The organism is Thalassospira lucentensis (assembly GCF_011806425.1).
GTDB lineage: Bacteria > Pseudomonadota > Alphaproteobacteria > Rhodospirillales > Thalassospiraceae > Thalassospira > Thalassospira lucentensis_B.
Window position 1 is genome coordinate 35,471 of record NZ_JAATOV010000001.1, and the last position, 17,334, is coordinate 52,804.

The 17,334-nt window shown below is 52.9% G+C and carries 13 protein-coding genes; 4 read left to right on the forward strand and 9 right to left on the reverse strand.

Annotation, left to right across the window (positions count from 1 at the left end):
* The first annotated feature begins 116 nt into the window (after positions 1-116).
* The 3 genes from trxB (at position 117) to HCZ99_RS00165 (ending at position 5,236) form a co-directional block, all read left to right on the forward strand.
* A complete protein-coding gene (gene trxB, locus HCZ99_RS00155) occupies positions 117-1,070 on the forward strand; it encodes a thioredoxin-disulfide reductase (protein WP_167444896.1) in 954 nt (317 codons plus the stop codon).
* A gap of 385 nt (positions 1,071-1,455) precedes the next feature.
* Complete coding sequence (locus HCZ99_RS00160) at positions 1,456-2,385, forward strand: LysR family transcriptional regulator (RefSeq protein ID WP_167444897.1); 930 nt, start codon at positions 1,456-1,458, stop codon at positions 2,383-2,385.
* Positions 2,386-4,765: 2,380 nt separating this feature from the next.
* Entirely contained in the window at positions 4,766-5,236 is a 471-nt protein-coding gene (locus tag HCZ99_RS00165; protein WP_167444898.1) for a Dps family protein, read from the forward strand.
* Positions 5,237-5,326: 90 nt separating this feature from the next.
* On the opposite strand, the gene HCZ99_RS00170 is transcribed toward HCZ99_RS00165, so the two are convergent.
* The 7 genes from HCZ99_RS00170 to HCZ99_RS00200 form a co-directional block, all read right to left on the reverse strand.
* Entirely contained in the window at positions 5,327-6,601 is a 1,275-nt protein-coding gene (locus HCZ99_RS00170) for an amidase (protein ID WP_167444899.1), read from the reverse strand.
* 58 nt (positions 6,602-6,659) lie between these two features.
* A complete protein-coding gene (locus HCZ99_RS00175) occupies positions 6,660-7,343 on the reverse strand; it encodes a DUF2848 domain-containing protein (RefSeq protein ID WP_167444900.1) in 684 nt (227 codons plus the stop codon).
* A gap of 127 nt (positions 7,344-7,470) precedes the next feature.
* The gene (locus HCZ99_RS00180; RefSeq protein WP_167444901.1) at positions 7,471-8,751 is read right to left on the reverse strand and encodes a TRAP transporter large permease; all 1,281 of its coding nucleotides are present in this window, start codon (positions 8,749-8,751) and stop codon (positions 7,471-7,473) included.
* Positions 8,748-9,296, reverse strand: coding sequence for a TRAP transporter small permease subunit (locus HCZ99_RS00185; RefSeq protein ID WP_167444902.1), 549 nt, complete (start codon positions 9,294-9,296; stop codon positions 8,748-8,750). Before HCZ99_RS00185 ends, HCZ99_RS00180 begins: the two co-directional genes overlap by 4 nt.
* A 37-nt stretch (positions 9,297-9,333) precedes the next feature.
* Positions 9,334-10,389: a TRAP transporter substrate-binding protein gene (locus tag HCZ99_RS00190; protein ID WP_167444903.1), complete on the reverse strand. Its 1,056-nt coding sequence runs from the start codon at positions 10,387-10,389 to the stop codon at positions 9,334-9,336.
* Positions 10,390-10,414: 25 nt separating this feature from the next.
* A complete protein-coding gene (locus HCZ99_RS00195) occupies positions 10,415-11,290 on the reverse strand; it encodes a putative hydro-lyase (RefSeq protein ID WP_254869372.1) in 876 nt (291 codons plus the stop codon).
* A 76-nt stretch (positions 11,291-11,366) separates the two neighbouring features.
* A complete protein-coding gene (locus HCZ99_RS00200) occupies positions 11,367-12,260 on the reverse strand; it encodes a LysR family transcriptional regulator (RefSeq protein WP_167444904.1) in 894 nt (297 codons plus the stop codon).
* A gap of 240 nt (positions 12,261-12,500) precedes the next feature.
* On the opposite strand from HCZ99_RS00200, the gene msrP reads away from it, so the two are divergent.
* Entirely contained in the window at positions 12,501-13,469 is a 969-nt protein-coding gene (gene msrP, locus HCZ99_RS00205) for a protein-methionine-sulfoxide reductase catalytic subunit MsrP (protein WP_167444905.1), read from the forward strand.
* Positions 13,470-13,557: 88 nt separating this feature from the next.
* Here the strand turns inward: msrP and HCZ99_RS00210 are convergent, their stop codons facing one another.
* The gene (locus HCZ99_RS00210) at positions 13,558-14,916 is read right to left on the reverse strand and encodes an Nramp family divalent metal transporter (protein ID WP_167444906.1); all 1,359 of its coding nucleotides are present in this window, start codon (positions 14,914-14,916) and stop codon (positions 13,558-13,560) included.
* Between the two features lie 265 nt (positions 14,917-15,181).
* Positions 15,182-17,317, reverse strand: coding sequence for an excinuclease ABC subunit UvrB (gene uvrB, locus HCZ99_RS00215; RefSeq protein ID WP_167444907.1), 2,136 nt, complete (start codon positions 17,315-17,317; stop codon positions 15,182-15,184).
* Positions 17,318-17,334 lie beyond the last annotated feature (17 nt).

Genomic DNA, 17,334 nt, shown 5'->3' on the forward strand with positions numbered 1-17,334 from the left:
AAGCAGCTAAATCGCGCCAAAAGGCAGGCAAACTTTGTGCGAAGCTGTTGCGTCTTGCCCGGTCAGTCAATATGTTCGACGTCAGTTTTAATTCACCTCGGACGATTACAAAGCACATGGCCCAAGAACATCAGACCAAAGTCCTTATCATTGGCTCCGGCCCTGCTGGATACACCGCCGCAATTTATGCAGCGCGCGCGAACCTCTCACCGATGATGGTGATGGGCCTGCAGCCCGGTGGCCAGTTGACGATCACAACCGACGTTGAAAACTATCCGGGTTTTGCCGATGTCATTCAGGGTCCTTGGCTGATGGATCAGATGAAGGCACAGGCCGAACATGTCGGCACCAAAATGGTGCATGACCTGATCACCGAAGTCGATTTTTCCAAGCGTCCGTTTGTCTGTAAGGGCGATTCTGGCGATACCTATATTGCTGATACTGTCATCATCTCAACCGGCGCACAGGCGCGCTGGCTTGGCCTGCCGGGCGAAGAAAAATTCAACGGGCGCGGCGTTTCGGCCTGCGCGACCTGTGATGGCTTCTTCTATCGCAACAAACCGGTCACCGTGGTTGGCGGCGGCAACACTGCTGTCGAAGAAGCACTGTATCTTGCGGGTATCTGCTCAAAAGTCACCTTGATCCATCGCCGCGACGAACTGCGTGCGGAAAAGATGCTTCAGGAACGTTTGCTCAAACACGAAAAGATCGAAGTGGTCTGGGACAGCGTTGTAGAAGACATCCTGGGCGGTGATGGCCCGATGGATGGCGTTGAAGGTGTGCGTGTGCGCAACGTCAAAACCGGCGAAATGCTCGACATCCCGGCAGACGGCTTCTTTGTGGCCATTGGTCACGATCCGGCAACCGGCGTATTTAAAGGCCAGGTTACCATGGATGATGAAAACTACATTCTGGTCAATCCGGGCAGCACCACCACCAACATCGACGGTGTCTTTGCCGCGGGTGACGTAACCGACAAAGTCTATCGTCAAGCGGTCACTGCTGCGGGCATGGGTTGCATGGCCGCTCTTGAAGCTGAAAAGTTCATTGCAGAACAAGAAGCCGAATAAGACCAATTTATTGGCAAATGATCTTTGCCCGTGATCATCGCTTGGACGGCAACCTACGCCCCACGCGGCATCATTGGGCATTTATGATCAACCATTCGATAAGGGGGTGCATTTTTGCATCCCCTTTTTTACGACGTCATTTTGCGTCAAGCCCCGCCAATTACCTGACTTTTCATCGGAAATCGGCAAGACGGCAAAGATCGTTTTGCAAAATGCCTGCTTGCAGAAACCGTCACAGGCCTCATATTGAATTAATAATCATGTGCTTGGGTCATTTGTGTGAGGCACTTAACAGTGTTGAAACCAAATTACCCCTAAAAGAAGAGCATTATTATCAGGGGACTGGCGCAGCGACCGTGCGGCAGTGACATCTAGGAGCAGGTCTATGGACTGGGACAAGCTGCGTGTGTTTCACGCTGTTGCAGAAGCTGGAAGCTTCACCCATGCGGGGGAAAATCTAAATCTGAGCCAATCGGCCGTAAGCCGACAGATCAGCGCGCTTGAAGAAAGCGTGAAGGTCCCATTGTTCCATCGCCACGCGCGTGGCCTTATCCTGACGGAACAGGGCGAACTTCTTTATCGCACCGCACATGATGTGTTTGCCAAGCTTTCCATGGCAGAAGCCCGCATCCGCGAATCCAAGGAACGGCCAAGTGGCCCGCTTAAGGTTACAACCACCGTTGCCTTTGGCTCGACATGGCTAACGCCACGGATTAACGAGTTTCTGGAGCGCTATCCGGAAATCGAACTGTCGCTTGTGCTCAATGACGAGGAACTTGACCTTGCCATGCGCGAAGCTGACGTCGCGATCCGCATGCAGCCGCCCCGTCAGGCCGACCTTGTTCAGCGCCAATTAATGACGCTGCGCTATCATGTGTTTGCATCGCCCGAATACATTAAACAGTACGGCATGCCCAAAACACCCGAAGAGCTTAAAGATCACCGCCTGATCATCTACGGTGCGGATGCCCGTCCACCGGTGTCGAATGTCAACTGGATGATGGCAACCGCCCAGCAATTCAAACCTGACATGCGGCCGATCCTTAAGCTTAACAACATCTATGGCATTTTCCGCGCCACGGAGTCTGGCCTTGGTATTTCGGCCCTGCCCGATTACCTGCTGCCGACCACCAGCAATCTGGTGCGCATTTTGCCAGAGCTCGAAGGACCAAGCTTCGACGCCTATTTCGTCTATCCAGAAGAATTGCGCCATTCAAAGCGCATCGCGGTATTCCGTGACTTCCTGATTGAGGAAATTAATAAGGTCAAAGCTAAGGCCGCTGCCTCCGCCAGCAGCGCCGTCCCAACAAGCTAAACACCTTTAAACGCGTGACGATCTGGACGGCCCGGCCTTTGCCGGGCCGTTTGTCTATGCGCTGACAACATGGCACGACGCAATGCCGATAACAGCACGCATCGACCCGATGGCGGTAAATCTGTTCTAATATCGGATTGAAATATCACGCATTTTCCGATTATGCACCCGGTACGGCTTATGTAGACACTCCCAGACACCGCGCATTAAACGCAAAAATGTGTAGCAAAAGACTCGGAAGGCAAATCGCCACGCCCAACCCACGATACAAATCTGGTTTTCCCGCACCATTCTCGGTGGAAACGCGATTTAAACGCCCTTCTCACCGCGCCATACATGCCCCAAAATTGTCATAGTGACCTCAAACTATTGACATTTCCCAGTCATGCAACCAGCGCATGGTTGAATTGATCTTATTCAATTTTAAATCTGAGATAAGCACACCTATATTTGCATCATAGGTTGTGAGCACACGCAAAAGCGACAGTGATCCAACCGCCCTTTGATCAGGTGATGATCCGTTCGCCAGAACGATATCTGGCACTGGAATCTTCTTACGATTCCATACGTCTCCCAGACGTAAGCCTCCCTGTTGATCTCGCCGGTAGCACCCCATGCTACCGGCATTTTTTTTGCTTTAGCACAATCGTTCTGCCTGTTCTTTATACATCTTGCTGAGCGCGAACATTCAAAAAGACAAATAATCTTTTAAAATCAATAATTTAAACGTGTATATCGCAGCCTTCTACATTTATGCAGATTTTGCATGGCTGAAAGAGCAATTTGACAGTGGTCTTTCCTGTCAAAAACGCTATCTTGCTTCTCGAACCGCAGCGGCAAACACCGCACGCGGTACAGAGTTTTCTCCCTGACCGTTTTTTCGGTCTTTGTCGGGCTCCCAGCCCGGCATACCCAGGGCCCCGCGAGGGGTCCTACGTCTCCCAGACGTGAAGCCTCCCTGATAAACTTGCCGGGCACATTTGTTGCCCGGCTTTTTTTTGTCTTTTCCCAAGCATCTGTGACAGCCCCCGCACACTATGCCCCGCGCAAGCATGAGATGGCAAAACAAAGCATCGGCAGCACTCAAAGCGCTGCCCAAACCTGATTATCCGTGCGGCGAGCCTCCGGACCGATTCACGCTAGGCGCTTTTCAGGATTTCAATTTTCTGTCTGTTTCCATCAGACAGCCGCCCCGTCAGTAGATCACGACCAAGCGCGTTAAATACTACGCATATTTATCTTCTGAATTATCTTTGGCCGGTTATAGCCTTGTGAAACGCAAGCTTCAGCAAGAAGAACCAAAGCACCTGCGATGTCATATAGGAAGGAGATTGATTTCCTGGCAGAGCGAGCAAGACAAATGCCTCAGTCAGCGCAGCGCTATCTTGCCAACACTAGGCTCACGCCGCGCCATCCTAGCCAGACGCCACACATCTTTTAGCGAATTGCCGTCCAGCACAAAATCGCTCACCCCCAAGTCGCAGACAAAATAAAAGTCCGGGGAGCCTAAGCTCGCCCGGACTTTGGGGACAGATGGTCTTGGGGAGACCTATCAGATGCTGTGCCTTACCCGTAGGGTGCAAGTGCTGTGGGGGACAGCGTTTTTACGGGTCCGATGCTAGCGAGGGAGGGGCACCGCATCGATGTTTGTGCATCTGACAATTGTGAATATGCCCGCGAATTGAGGCTCAAAAACCGGCCATACATGACCATTTATAGGCGAATTACGGCAAATTGCGGCAGGTGGTTTTGGCTGGGATTTTTGGGGGCATCGCGACCAACACAAAAAAAAAGGGGGCGGGATAAACCCGCCCCAACTTATTCGGGGTCATCTTGGTCTTGGGGAGACCGATCAGCCGCGGAATTTTCAGGTGGGGGAAGTACCCGAAAAATAAGCGATCCAGCATTGTGAGGGGGGACAGATTTTGCTGACCGCGTCCTCGGCTGACAGTTAGGAATGTGACCGATAATCAAGGCGGGAAAACAGGCCGGTTTGGGCTATTTCGGGGCGAATTGTGGTTTAATAAGGGCAGCAAAAACCTAAGCCATTGATATTGCTCAGCTGCGCTCCAACACCCACCATCTGGTCACCGTAAAAAAACCGCCAAAAGGAATAAACTTTCCTAAAATCTCCTGCCTCTGGCGAAGGGGAAGCATCGGCCGGCATCATCAGTGACCTTAACAAACGCACGCTCACCACTGGGAAACATTGGCGGCAAAAGCAGAGCCACGGAATAACCACACAGATTGTAATAGAATTAGCCTATTGCAAACGATCAAAGGATTGATTGGCTTCTCTTTTCCCCATGCGCGATACTCAGACTTACGAAATGGGACGATAACCTTTTGGGGTCCCCCACCCTGACTAAAGGAGACGAAAATGCAGATTGATATAGGTATTAATGAAACGAACCGCACTGAAATCGCCGACGGCCTTGGCCGCGTTCTGGCTGACTCTTATGCGCTGTATCTCAAAACCCATAATTTCCATTGGAACGTGACAGGTCCGATGTTCCAGACCCTGCACACCATGTTCGAAGGACAATATGTCGAACTGGCTGCCGCAATTGACGAAATTGCCGAACGTATCCGTTCGCTCGGCGCCTTTGCTCCGGCAAGTTTCTCTGCCTTTGCTGAACTGTCCTCAATCGAAGAAGAAAAAGGCGTGCCTGCGGCCAAGGACATGATCGCGCAATTGATCACCGGACATGAAACCCTGATCAAAACCGCCCGTTCGCTCTATCCGATCTGCGATACAGCCGATGATGATGCGACGGCCGATCTTTTGACCACGCGCATTCAGGTCCACGAAAAAACTGCATGGATGCTGCGCTCCCTGCTTGAGGGATAATTCCCTCGCCACAGCAGCACAACGCACCCCCAACAAACACCAAAGGCCCGGAATTTTCCGGGCCTTTGTGTATTTTAGAACATCTGTCGTTTAGTCAAACAATGGATCCAACTGACGCGCAGCATATAGAACCGCCTTGTCATGGCCATGCGGTGCGCCAATCATCAACGCTGCCGGGGCGGCCTGCCCCGCAACAGGAACCGGCATCGAAATCGCGCAGGCATCAACAAGGTTCAGATACCCCGTATTGCGCAACATCATCGCATTAAGGTTATCAAAGTCGGCTTCGACCTCGGCAATCTTGGGTGCCATCATCGGCAAGGTCGGCGCGATCATGACATCAACCTCTGCCATCGCTGTGCTAAACATTGATACAACGTCCGTCCGCTTGGCATAGGCGGCAATCAGATCATCCTCTGACAGAGTCTTGGCAAATTTAATGCGGGTCAAAACACGCGGATCGCCGCATGTTTCAAGCTTATCGATATCATTGCCATAGATTTTGTAAGCTTCGGCCGATACCAGCATTTTATTGAGGATCGCGTTTTCGGCAATAAAGCCAAGATCAAGATCGACCAATTCATGCCCGGCATCGCGCAATGTCGCGCAGACACTGGCAAAATCTGCCTTCACCCGGTCATCCAGTCCATCGACAAAGCCGCTGGTCGGAACACCGATGCGAAGTGGCGCCGGGCTGGCATCAAGTGCTGGCACCGTTTGACCAGAAATGACTTCAAACACCGTAATCGCGGTTTCAAGGTCCGGCGCCAATGGCCCCGGCGTGTCGAAGCTTTGTGCCAGCGGATGGATACCCGCCCCCGACACAGACAGGCGCGATGGCTTAAAGCCATACAAACCATTGATCGCCGACGGAATACGAATGGATCCGCCCGTATCGGTTCCAAGTGCGAAATCAACCAGACCATGGGCCACGGTCAAACCACCGCCCGATGTCGACCCACCGGGAATGCCTTGCGGGTCAAACACGTTACCCGGCGTTCCGTAATGCGGGTTCAAACCAACACCGGAATAAGCAAACTCGCTCAGCGTGGTGCGTCCAAACGGAACTGCGCCGGCTTCTTTAACCCGGCGCACAACATCACAATCTTCTGCCGCTGGGCTGCGACCTTTCAAAAGTTCGGATGCCGCTGTTGTGGCAACACCGGCCTCGTCATACAGATCCTTGATCGATACCAGCATCCCCGCAAGCGGCAGGTTCGGCGTTTTGGCAATCTGCTCTTCGCATTGCTCGGCATCGCGCAAGATCCGATCGCGATCAAACTCGGTAAAGATTTTACCAGCCAAATCACCAAGCTGATCAACCGCGTCAATCGCCGCCTTGGCCTTATCGATAATCCCACCCATCGGGCAGCCTCCATTCTGTGATGTTTTCTGTCTGCACGCTTTGTCGCCAAACAAATGGTTAGGCGATTTCCGGCAGTTCCTGAATGTCATAGGCGTGCTCAATCGTGCGATCAAGTACCGGGTCATGCAAGGCCATCTTAAATCGGCGCGCTGGGCGTACCCCACCTTTGGCACCAAGGGTGCCGCACAGCATCACTGATGCTTTACCGCTTTCTGCCGATCCCATCAGATTGGAACCTTCGATCAGATCGGTTAACGGGCGGATCGATGCAACCGTGCCTTCTTGATAGACAACCCAATCGTCGCCGTCTTTTTCCTGAATCCAGGACCGCATTTCGATCTGTTCGATATGGTCTTTAACCTCGTCAAAGCGCCAAATTTCCGACGCCACCGGCTTTTCACAAATCTGTTTGGACAGCGCGACTGAATGGGCTTCAAGTTCGCGGTCGGTATGATCCGATGCCAGACCAAGATACAGCGTCCCGTCATGTGCAATCAGGAACGGCTCAATCTCGCCCGATGTACCTTTGCCAACAACTTCAATACTTGGTGCTTGGGTCACCATGCCCGATGCGGTGCGGTAATAAAGCGGCACGCTTGATGGCGGCTTTACACCGATTTCGGCCAGTTCATCGATGTGATGCTGAATGGCCGCCGCATCGCGACCGGTCCATCCGGCAACCGTACAATGGGCAATATCAAAATCAATTTTTTCGCCCGCAAGGATGAATGTCATCTGCATGTTGAAGTCCAGTCTTACTGAATTTGGGGGGGGTGCCGGGGTTAAATCCCGGCAGAATGAAGGGGCCCGGACCGGGATAAACCCGGCCCGTCAGCCAAAAAGTGTGATGAATGGACCTACCCGGTTCCTAAAGGTAATCAGGCAGGAACAAAGCCAGTTCGGGCAGGAAGACGAGGCCAATAATCATCGCCACCATCACCAGAACAAACGGAATGGTGCCCAGCATGACTTCGGTCAGGTTTCCGGACTTCCGCGCCCCTTGGACCACATAAAGGTTCAAACCAACCGGCGGGGTAATCAGCGCCATCTCGATCAAGACGATCAGAAGAATACCAAACCAAACCTTGTCAAAGCCCATGCCGGTCATGATCGGGACAATGATCGGAATGGTCGCCACCATTAGCGACAGGGTCTCGATAAAGAAGCCCAGCACGATATAAAGCGCGATCACAACCAGAAGCGTGCCCATCGGGCTAAAGTTAAGACCGGTCAAAAGGTCTTTAAGCTCTTGGCCCATGCCCGCTGCCGTCAGGGTAAAGTTCAGGAAGTACGCCCCGACAACCACCAACATGATCATGGCGGTAATCCGCACCGTGCCCATCAGGCACAGTTTGAACATCTCGCTTGAAACGCCGCGGTTAAACGCCGCAATCAAAAGCGCGATCGCAACACCAATGGCGGCTGATTCTGTTGGCGTCGCCCACCCGGCATAGATCGATCCAATCACGGCAAAGAACAGGATCAGGATCGGGATCAAATGCCGCAGGCTGCCCATACGTTCCGCCCACGTGAACGACCGGCTTTGCCCACCAAGGGACGGTTTGATCTTACACAGGACAACCGTGACCAGCATAAAGACCAGCGCCATCAAAAGACCCGGCACCAAGCCCGCCAAGAATAGGCGCGGAATGGATGTTTCGGTCAAAAAGCCATAGACGATCAAATTGATCGATGGCGGGATCATAATGCCAAGCGTCCCGCCCGCCGCAATCGCGCCGGAAAACAGCTTGGGATCATAGCCAAGCTTTTCAGCCTGCGGCATGGCAACGGTGGCAACAGTCGCGGCCGTCGCAACCGACGAGCCCGAGGTTGCCGAAAACATCGTTGCGGTGCCGATGTTGGCATGGATCAACCCACCAGGCAGCCACGAAAACCATTTATCCAACGCTTCATAGGTTTTCTCGGCGATCCCTCCACGCACCAGAATTTCCCCCAACAGGACGAAAAACGGAATGGCGATCAGGGTCGATGAATTTGACGATGACCAAACAACTTGCCCAAGCCCGCGCAACAGCGGAAATGGCGTAAAGAACTGATCAACACCAATGCCCAAAAGGAACAACACGATCCCAACCGGGATCGACAAAGCCAAAAAGCCTAAAAGAGATGCGGTTACAGCAAAAATCATTGTTCCAGCTCCACTTCGGAGCGCGCACCAACAAGGGTATCTGCCACAATAAACTCACGACGCATCAACAATACCAATGTCAGGATTACAAGAACGCAGGACGAAACCGCAAACCACGTCCAGCCCGAAAACCAGATGACCTGCGGAATCCAAAGCGGGGTTTCAAGCGCCGTATTCGCGCGCGATCCCCGTTCAATGGTTTTTGCCAGGACCGGCCAGCACTGAAAGGCAACAATCGATGCCACCCCGGCCAGTGCGACAATTGAAATAAGATCAAGCAACGCCTTGCCGCGCTGACGCAATCGCAGCCGGACAAGGTCAATACGCACATGGGCAAGCTCGGTCAGGGCAAATGACATGCCCCAACTGGCCACACCCGCCATGACATAGCCGGAAATTTCTTCGGCACCGCCAAGCGATATGCCCACTTCGCGTAAAACAATTTCAGAAATAATCAGGACCACGGTGCCCGTCAGAACAAGTCCGACGAGCAACGCGATAATACGATTTGTGCGGCGGATGGCCGCAATCACTGAGTTGGTCAATAGTTGGCCCTCCGCCGATATCTATCTTAGTTCAGGCTTAGTTCAGCGGAACGGTAACACCGACCACTTTACCAACGCTATCGTTCCAGCGTTTAACCCAATCATTACCTGCACGTTCTGCCCACTCTGGCAGGACGGTTTCGGTCAGGGTTGCTTTTGCCTGTGCAACTTCTGCATCGCTAACTTCAACCAGTTTCATGCTGGCAGCGTCGCCTGCCGGGCATTCACCGTTACCGGTCAAGCATGCAACGTCGTTTTTAAGCGCATCAGCAGCAGATGCCCAAGCCGGAGCTTCGAATTTGGTCGCAACTTCATCGCTGATGAATTTCTGGGTTTCAGGCGACAAATCGTTCCATTTATCAAGGTTCATCGCGGTCACAACCGGATCCCAACCACCGAGCGGAATGGTCATCAGGTTATCGGAAACTTCCCACCAACCTGCACTGTACCCAGAACCGGCACCGGTAACGGCACAATCGATCACACCACGCTCAAGCGCGCCAGGAACTTCTGAGAACGCAACGTTAACGCCGGTTGCACCCATTGCTTCAAGGAACTTGGTGGTCATACGGCCCGAACCACGGACTTTTTTGCCTTTAAGATCGGCAAGCGAATTGACATCACCCGAACAGAAAACAACCTGCGGCGGATATGGCGCAATTGCCAGAACCTTGGAATTAAAGCGCGTCTCAAAGATGTCATCAACCATCGGACGGGCGGCTTCAACCATGGCTTTGGCTTCGGCGGCGGTGTTGGCCACCAGCGGAACGTCAAGACCTTCAAGTTCTGGTGCATCACCAACGGCATAATCGCCAACGGTCATGGCAACATCAAAAACGCCGTCGCTCAGCAGACGGAAAACGTCGCCGCCGCTAATGCCCATCTGATCATGCGTGGTCATCTGAACGGTGATGTCACCGTTTGAATCTGCAGGCAGGGTTTCGGTCCAGAACGGGTTTTCGTACTGTTTATAAAGCGGCAGGCTGCTCCAGCTGCCGACAACCGAAAGTTCTTCGGCGGCTACTGCTGGGGTGGCAATGAAACCTGCACCAAGTGCAGACACTGCCAAAAGCGAAGAAACCATCTTTTTCATAAGAATGTCCTCTCTGATAGGGTGTTTATGGATGGTAGATTTCAGGTTTGCCCTGAAGTGAAAATTCCGCAGCTTCTGCCAGTACATCCGTAACCAGCATGAAACCCGGTTCGTGTGTGATGGCAAAATCTGGCAACGCATTGCGGATTGCCATTTGTGGTGTCACGCCACATGCCCAGAAAACCGGAATGTCCCCGTCTTTAATGACGGGATCATCGCCAAAGTCCGCTTTCTGGATATCTGTAATACCGATCTGTGCCGGGTCACCAATGTGAACCGGTGCCCCATGGGCAAGACGATATCGATCGGAATATAAAATCGCCCGGATCGCATCGCTGGGTGCAAAGGACCGCATCGAAACCACCAACGGCCCCTGGAAACGGCCTGCTGGGCTGGTGGCAATGTTGGTCACATACATCGGAACATTTCGTTTTGCGTCGATGTGGCGCAACGAAACACCGCTGCGCGTGATGGCCGCCTCAAACGAAAACGAACATCCCAAAACAAAGGTCACCAGATCATCGCGCCACACATCGGAAACATCCGATGCACTGGTGTAATCCGTGCCACCGCGGAAAATGCGATAACCCGAAAGATCGGTACGAATATCAAGATCCGCGCCAAGCTGCGGAATATACGGCGAACCCGGTTCGGACATGCCGATCAGCGGGCAGGATTTCGGGTTCTTTGCACAGAACTGCAAAAATTCGTCGGCATAGTCACGCGGTAAAATCACCAGGTTGCCCTGAAGATACCCCGATGCATATCCGGTGGTCGTTCCAGTGTGATGTCCACTACGAATGGATTTGCGCAACGCCAACGGCGTGATCTGCGCAATATCTGTCGATGTGAGTTGATCGGAACGGGTGGCGCTATTGGATGCGTTCATTTTAAGTCCCATTACTTGCCTCTTATGAAAGATTGTAAAATGGGACCGATCTTGTCAAGCAATCATTATAAATGATTTATGATCGTTTTTAACGATCAATCTGATCAGATAGCTTTGCTGCCTCCTGAACGGCTGCCCCAACTTCTTTGTTTCGGTCGGGGTAATGGGCAACGACAAAATGCAACGAGGACAGGGATGCTTTGGGCACAACCGGGATCGGTTTGATATGGTCGGCCCATTCGGAATTTTGCACCATAAGGGTCGGTAAAACGCCGATTCCAAAGCCGCCTGCCACCAAATGCTTCACTGTCGAAAGCGATGCCGACCCGTGCAATGTCGGCGGCGAAATATCTGGCGCAGCAAAGATACTTTCGACTTCGCGAAACGGCAGGGTTCCTTTCGGGAAGGTCACAATTGCGTGCTCCGCCAACTCGCATAATGACAAGGGCTGATCGCCCAATTCCAGATTTTCAGGACAGTACCAACCAAGCTCAACCGGCTTAAGCGGGGTGGCAACCGCCCCTTGCGGGACCGATTCGCGCAGCAAAATCGCCACATCCATATCATCATCGCTCAGCGCCTTGCTCAACTGTCCGGATGTATCAACCGATAATTCAAACCGTACTTTGGGAAACTCATCTTTGAGGGTGTTGAGCATATCGGTCAGCAACGTATGAACAATCGTTTCCGCCACCCCGATCCTGACCGTGCCGCTCAGCTCGCCGGGATGGGTCAGCTCCTGCCAAATGCGATCGCGCGCACGCGACAAACGCTGGGCTTCCTCGATAAAGCGCAATCCTGCCGCTGTCAGGCGGACTTGTCGGTTGCTGCGATCAAACAGCATCATGCCAAGCTTCTTTTCAAGGGCGGAAACCCGGGCCGAAATGGCCGATTGCGACAGATTGTACTTCTGTGCTGCCGCCCGAAAACCGCCCGCCTTAACAATGTCCTGTAATATTTCGATATCTTTGAACTCAAACACGTTTTCACCCTGATTTTATCGGACCTTGATCTTGTTACGATCACAATAGCGCCCATCCGATCACTTCGCACGATCATTTGAGGTAAAAGTTGATCAGATGCGCGTGCCCCTGCGTAGGATAAAGAACGAACATATTGAAATAGCCCGCAAAACAGATTTCACCGGCTACTCACCGAGCCGTGACTTGCCCGAAAGTCATTTTGCCCTGACAGTATGTTCAGTGCGATTTTGGAGGACGAAATGCTGATACGCCGCAACAAAGGCTGGGAAATCCCGGAACGTGATGCCACCCCCGAAGCCATTTACAAAGATCGTCGGCAATTTCTAAAGGGAATTGCGGCTGGCTCTATTGGCGCCTCCGCCGCGGCCCTTCCGCTTGGAAGTGCGCTTGCACAGGGCACAAGCCCCACCGCCGACCTGTATCCGGCAACCCGCAATCCGGCCTATACCGTTGATCGCGAAATCACCGAAAAAGCCAAGGCGGTGACCTACAACAACTACTATGAATTCGGATCCCACAAATCGATTTCATCGGCTGCACAGGCGCTTAAACTGCGTCCATGGACGATCAAGATTGACGGTCTTGTCGAAAAACCAATTGAAATCGATTTCGATGAGTTGGTGCATAAAATGCCGCTCGAAGAACGGGTTTATCGATTCCGCTGCGTTGAAGCTTGGGCAATGACCGTGCCGTGGACCGGCTTCCCGATGAAGGCACTGGTCGACTTTGCCAAGCCCCTGTCTGGCGCAAAATATGTCGAAATGGAAACCGCCACCCAAAAGGACACCATGCCGGGCTTGCGTCAATTCTGGTATCCATGGCCCTATATCGAAGGCCTCTCCATGGCCGAGGCCACCAACGAGTTGACACTGATTGCCACCGGCCTTTACGGCGAAGAAATCCCCAAACAAAACGGTGCTCCGCTGCGGCTGGTTACGCCATGGAAATACGGCTTTAAAAACATCAAATCGATTGTGCGCTTTACCTTTACCGACAAACGCCCGGTCAGTTTCTGGGAACAGCTTAACAAGGATGAATATGGTTTTTGGGCGAACGTAAACCCCAAAGTCCCCCATCCCCGCTGGAGCCAGGCAAGCGAACGTTTACTCAATAGCGGTGAAACCGTCCCGACCCAAATTTACAACGGCTACGGCGATTATGTCGCCGACATCTACAAGGGCATGGATGACGAAAAGCTGTTTATGTAATCGCACCTAAATGCACCAATGACAAAGGGCTGCCGGTTGGCAGCCCTTTTTGCATCTAACATCTAAAATGCCCGTGCAGTTAATTACGCTAAAGCATCACACCGTTGAACGTGATGTCGTACAGCAGCTTCACATTCAGCGCGATAATGATCGCCGCAATCAAAGACGCCACCATCGTAAGCCACACGGGTGCGCGCAAATCACCCATTTTCTCACGTGATGCGGTGAACATCACCAACGGCACCACCGCAAACGGCAATTGGAAACTCAGCACCACCTGCGACAAGATCAACAGCTTGGCGGTTTGCCCTTCGCCGTAAATCATCGTCACCGCAATCGCGGGCACAATCGCGATCAGTCGCGTAATCAAACGCCGCATCCAGTTGGGCAGACGAATATTGATGAACCCTTCCATCACAATTTGTCCGGCCATGGTCGCGGTGACCGTCGAACTCAGCCCGCAACATAACAGTGCAATCGCAAACAAGGCCGGTGCAACCGTCGCCCCCAAAAGCGGTGCGAGCAATTCATGCGCAATGCCAATATCATCAACATTGGTCCGCCCCGCGACGTGGAAGGTCGATGCTGCCAAAATCAAGATCGACGCATTAATCAAAAGCGCAAAGGACAGGGCAATGGTCGAATCAAGGGTGGCATATTTTAACGCCTCGCGCTTGCCCGCCGGGGTATGTTCATAGGCACGCGTCTGCACAATACCCGAATGCAAATACAGATTATGGGGCATTACGGTCGCGCCAATAATGCCAAGTGCCAGATACAGCATATTCTGATTGCCAAACAGATCGACGGTCGGCGCAAAGCCAACAATCACGCCATACCAATCGGGATCCGCCATGGCGATCTGAACGCCAAAGCACACCGAAATCACTGCCAGCAACGAGATAATAAACCCTTCGACCCAGCGAAAACCGCGCCCCTGAAGCCACAGGATCAACAGCACATCGGCCGCTGTGATCAAAACACCCAGTTCAAGCGGGATCGAAAACAAAAGGTTCAGCGCAATTGCCGTCCCGATCACCTCGGCCAAGTCCGTGGCACAAATCGCCAGTTCGGCAAAAATCCATAACGGCCAAGAAACCCACACCGGGAATGCGTCACGGCACGCCTGCGCAAGATCACGCCCCGACCCAATCGCAAGTCGCGCGCACAACGATTGCAACACAATCGCCATCACATTGGACAGCAACGCCACAAACAACAATGCATAGCCAAACTGCGATCCGCCCGCCAACGAGGTCGCCCAGTTTCCCGGATCCATGTAGCCAACCGCGACAAGGTATCCCGGCCCGGCAAAGGCAAGGAACTTACGGAATTTTCCGGAATGGCTGGAGACCGCAATGGATCGAAAAACCTCGATCATCGATGGATCGGATGCGTCGCTGCGCCATCCATCATCTTTGACCGGCCTGCGTTCGGCTTGGGACATCAGAAAATCGGCCTGTGTGTGAAATATCCTTACGACTTGTAAGGGTTCTATATATGGCGGGACTTCTAAAGTTAGTCAAACCTAACTTTAAGGCAAATTAGCCATATTTGGCATTGCTGATCTGCGGTCTGGGTATGATCTGGTGCTAAGGCTACTGCGTCCGGTATGCAAATTGGCGGCTGGCAAAAACCCTTTACCAACCGCCCTATGCAGATGCCAAAATGGCAAAATCAATCGCCCTAGAATTTCGCACCCGGCTTAACGCCTATGCGCCCTTGCGACGGCGCCCCTTATATTTCGGCTTATTGGCCGATTTCGACCCCGGCCCTGCGGTTCCGATACTGCGCGCCATCGGTCCGGCTTCCGCCAGTCCCAGTTCTTGGTTCTCAAGACGCTTGATCTCATCACGCAGACGGGCGGCTTCCTCGAACTCAAGGTTCCCGGCTGCATCGCGCATGCGTTTTTCAAGGTCCTCGATATGGGCACGCAGGTTATGACCAATCATCACATCGCCCGACACACCGGTATCGACGGTGACGTAATCCTGTTCGGCAACGCTTTCGATGACGTCGTTAATGCGTGACCGCACAGATTCTGGCGTAATGCCATTCGCCTCGTTATAGGCAATCTGTTTTTCACGCCGGCGATTGGTTTCATCAATTGCGTATTCAAGGCTTTCGGTCATTTTATCGGCATAAAGCAATACGCGCCCATCAAGGTTACGCGCCGCACGACCAATCGTCTGAACCAATGAGGTTTTAGAGCGCAGGAATCCTTCCTTATCGGCATCCAAAATCGCCACCAACGCACATTCAGGGATATCGAGCCCCTCACGCAGCAAGTTAATCCCGACCAGAACATCAAACACGCCAAGACGCAGATCACGGATAATCTCAATCCGCTCCAACGTATCAATATCGGAATGCAGATACCGCACGCGGATGCCGTGCTCGTGCAGGTATTCGGTCAAATCCTCGGCCATGCGTTTGGTCAGGGTCGTAACCAACACACGCTGACCTTTGGCGGCACATTCTTTGGCCTCGCCCAACAGATCATCGACCTGGGTTTCCACCGGCCGGATAATGCATACCGGATCGATCAAGCCGGTCGGTCGAATTACCTGTTCGGTAAACACACCGCCCGTGCGTTCCATTTCCCACTTGCCCGGTGTTGCTGACACAAACACGCTTTGTGGGCGCATGGCTTCCCATTCTTCGAATTTAAGCGGCCGGTTATCGACGCAACTCGGCAGGCGGAACCCATGTTCAGCCAACGTAAATTTGCGGTTAAAGTCACCCTTGAACATGCCGCCAATCTGGGGCACGGCAACGTGGCTTTCATCGACAAACAGCAATGCGTTTTCTGGCAGATATTCAAACAAGGTCGGCGGCGGGTCACCGGGATTACGCCCTGACAACCAGCGGGAATAGTTCTCAATCCCTTTGCAGTGCCCGACTGTTTCCATCATCTCCAGATCAAACATCGTGCGCTGCTCAATACGCTCTGCCGCCAAAAGCTTACCTTCGCGCTCAAACTGCGCAAGGCGGTCTTTAAGCTCCTGCTTGATACCAGACATCGCCTGCACCAAGGTCGGACGCGGGGTGACGTGGTGCGAATTGGCGTAAACGGTCACGGAATCCATGCTGGCGAACTTGTGCCCGGTCAGCGGATCAAACTCGGCCAATTCTTCGATCTCATCACCAAACATCGAAACACGCCACGCCCGATCTTCGGAGTGGGCCGGGAAGATTTCCAACACATCGCCGCGCACCCGGAATGTACCGCGCGAAAAGGCCGCGTCATTGCGGGTATATTGCAGCTCGACCAAACGCTTCATGATGTCGTTGCGATCAATTTCATCGCCGACTGAAATGCGCTGGGTCATTTCCAAATATGTTTCCACCGCCCCGATACCGTAAATGCATGATACCGATGCCACGATGATACAGTCGTTGCGCTCCAAAATCGCACGCGTGGCCGCGTGGCGCATCCGGTCGATCTGCTCGTTGATCGACGAGTCTTTTTCGATATAGGTATCAGAGCGCGGCAAATAAGCTTCTGGCTGGTAATAGTCGTAATACGACACAAAATACTCGACCGCATTATCCGGGAAGAAATGCTTCATCTCGGCATAAAGCTGCGCTGCCAGCGTCTTATTAGGTGCCAAGACCAAGGCCGGACGCTGGGTCTGGGCAATGATATTGGCCATGGTAAAGGTCTTACCCGACCCGGTCACACCCAACAGAACCTGATCACGCTCATCATCATTGATGCCGTTCATAAGCTCGGCAATGGCGGCAGGCTGATCGCCCGCTGGCTCATATTCCGTAACCAACTTAAATTCCCGCGATCCGTCGACCGGCGGGCGGCGTTTGGTCAAAAATTCTGGTAGTGCATTCATCGGGCAGACCCCTGTTA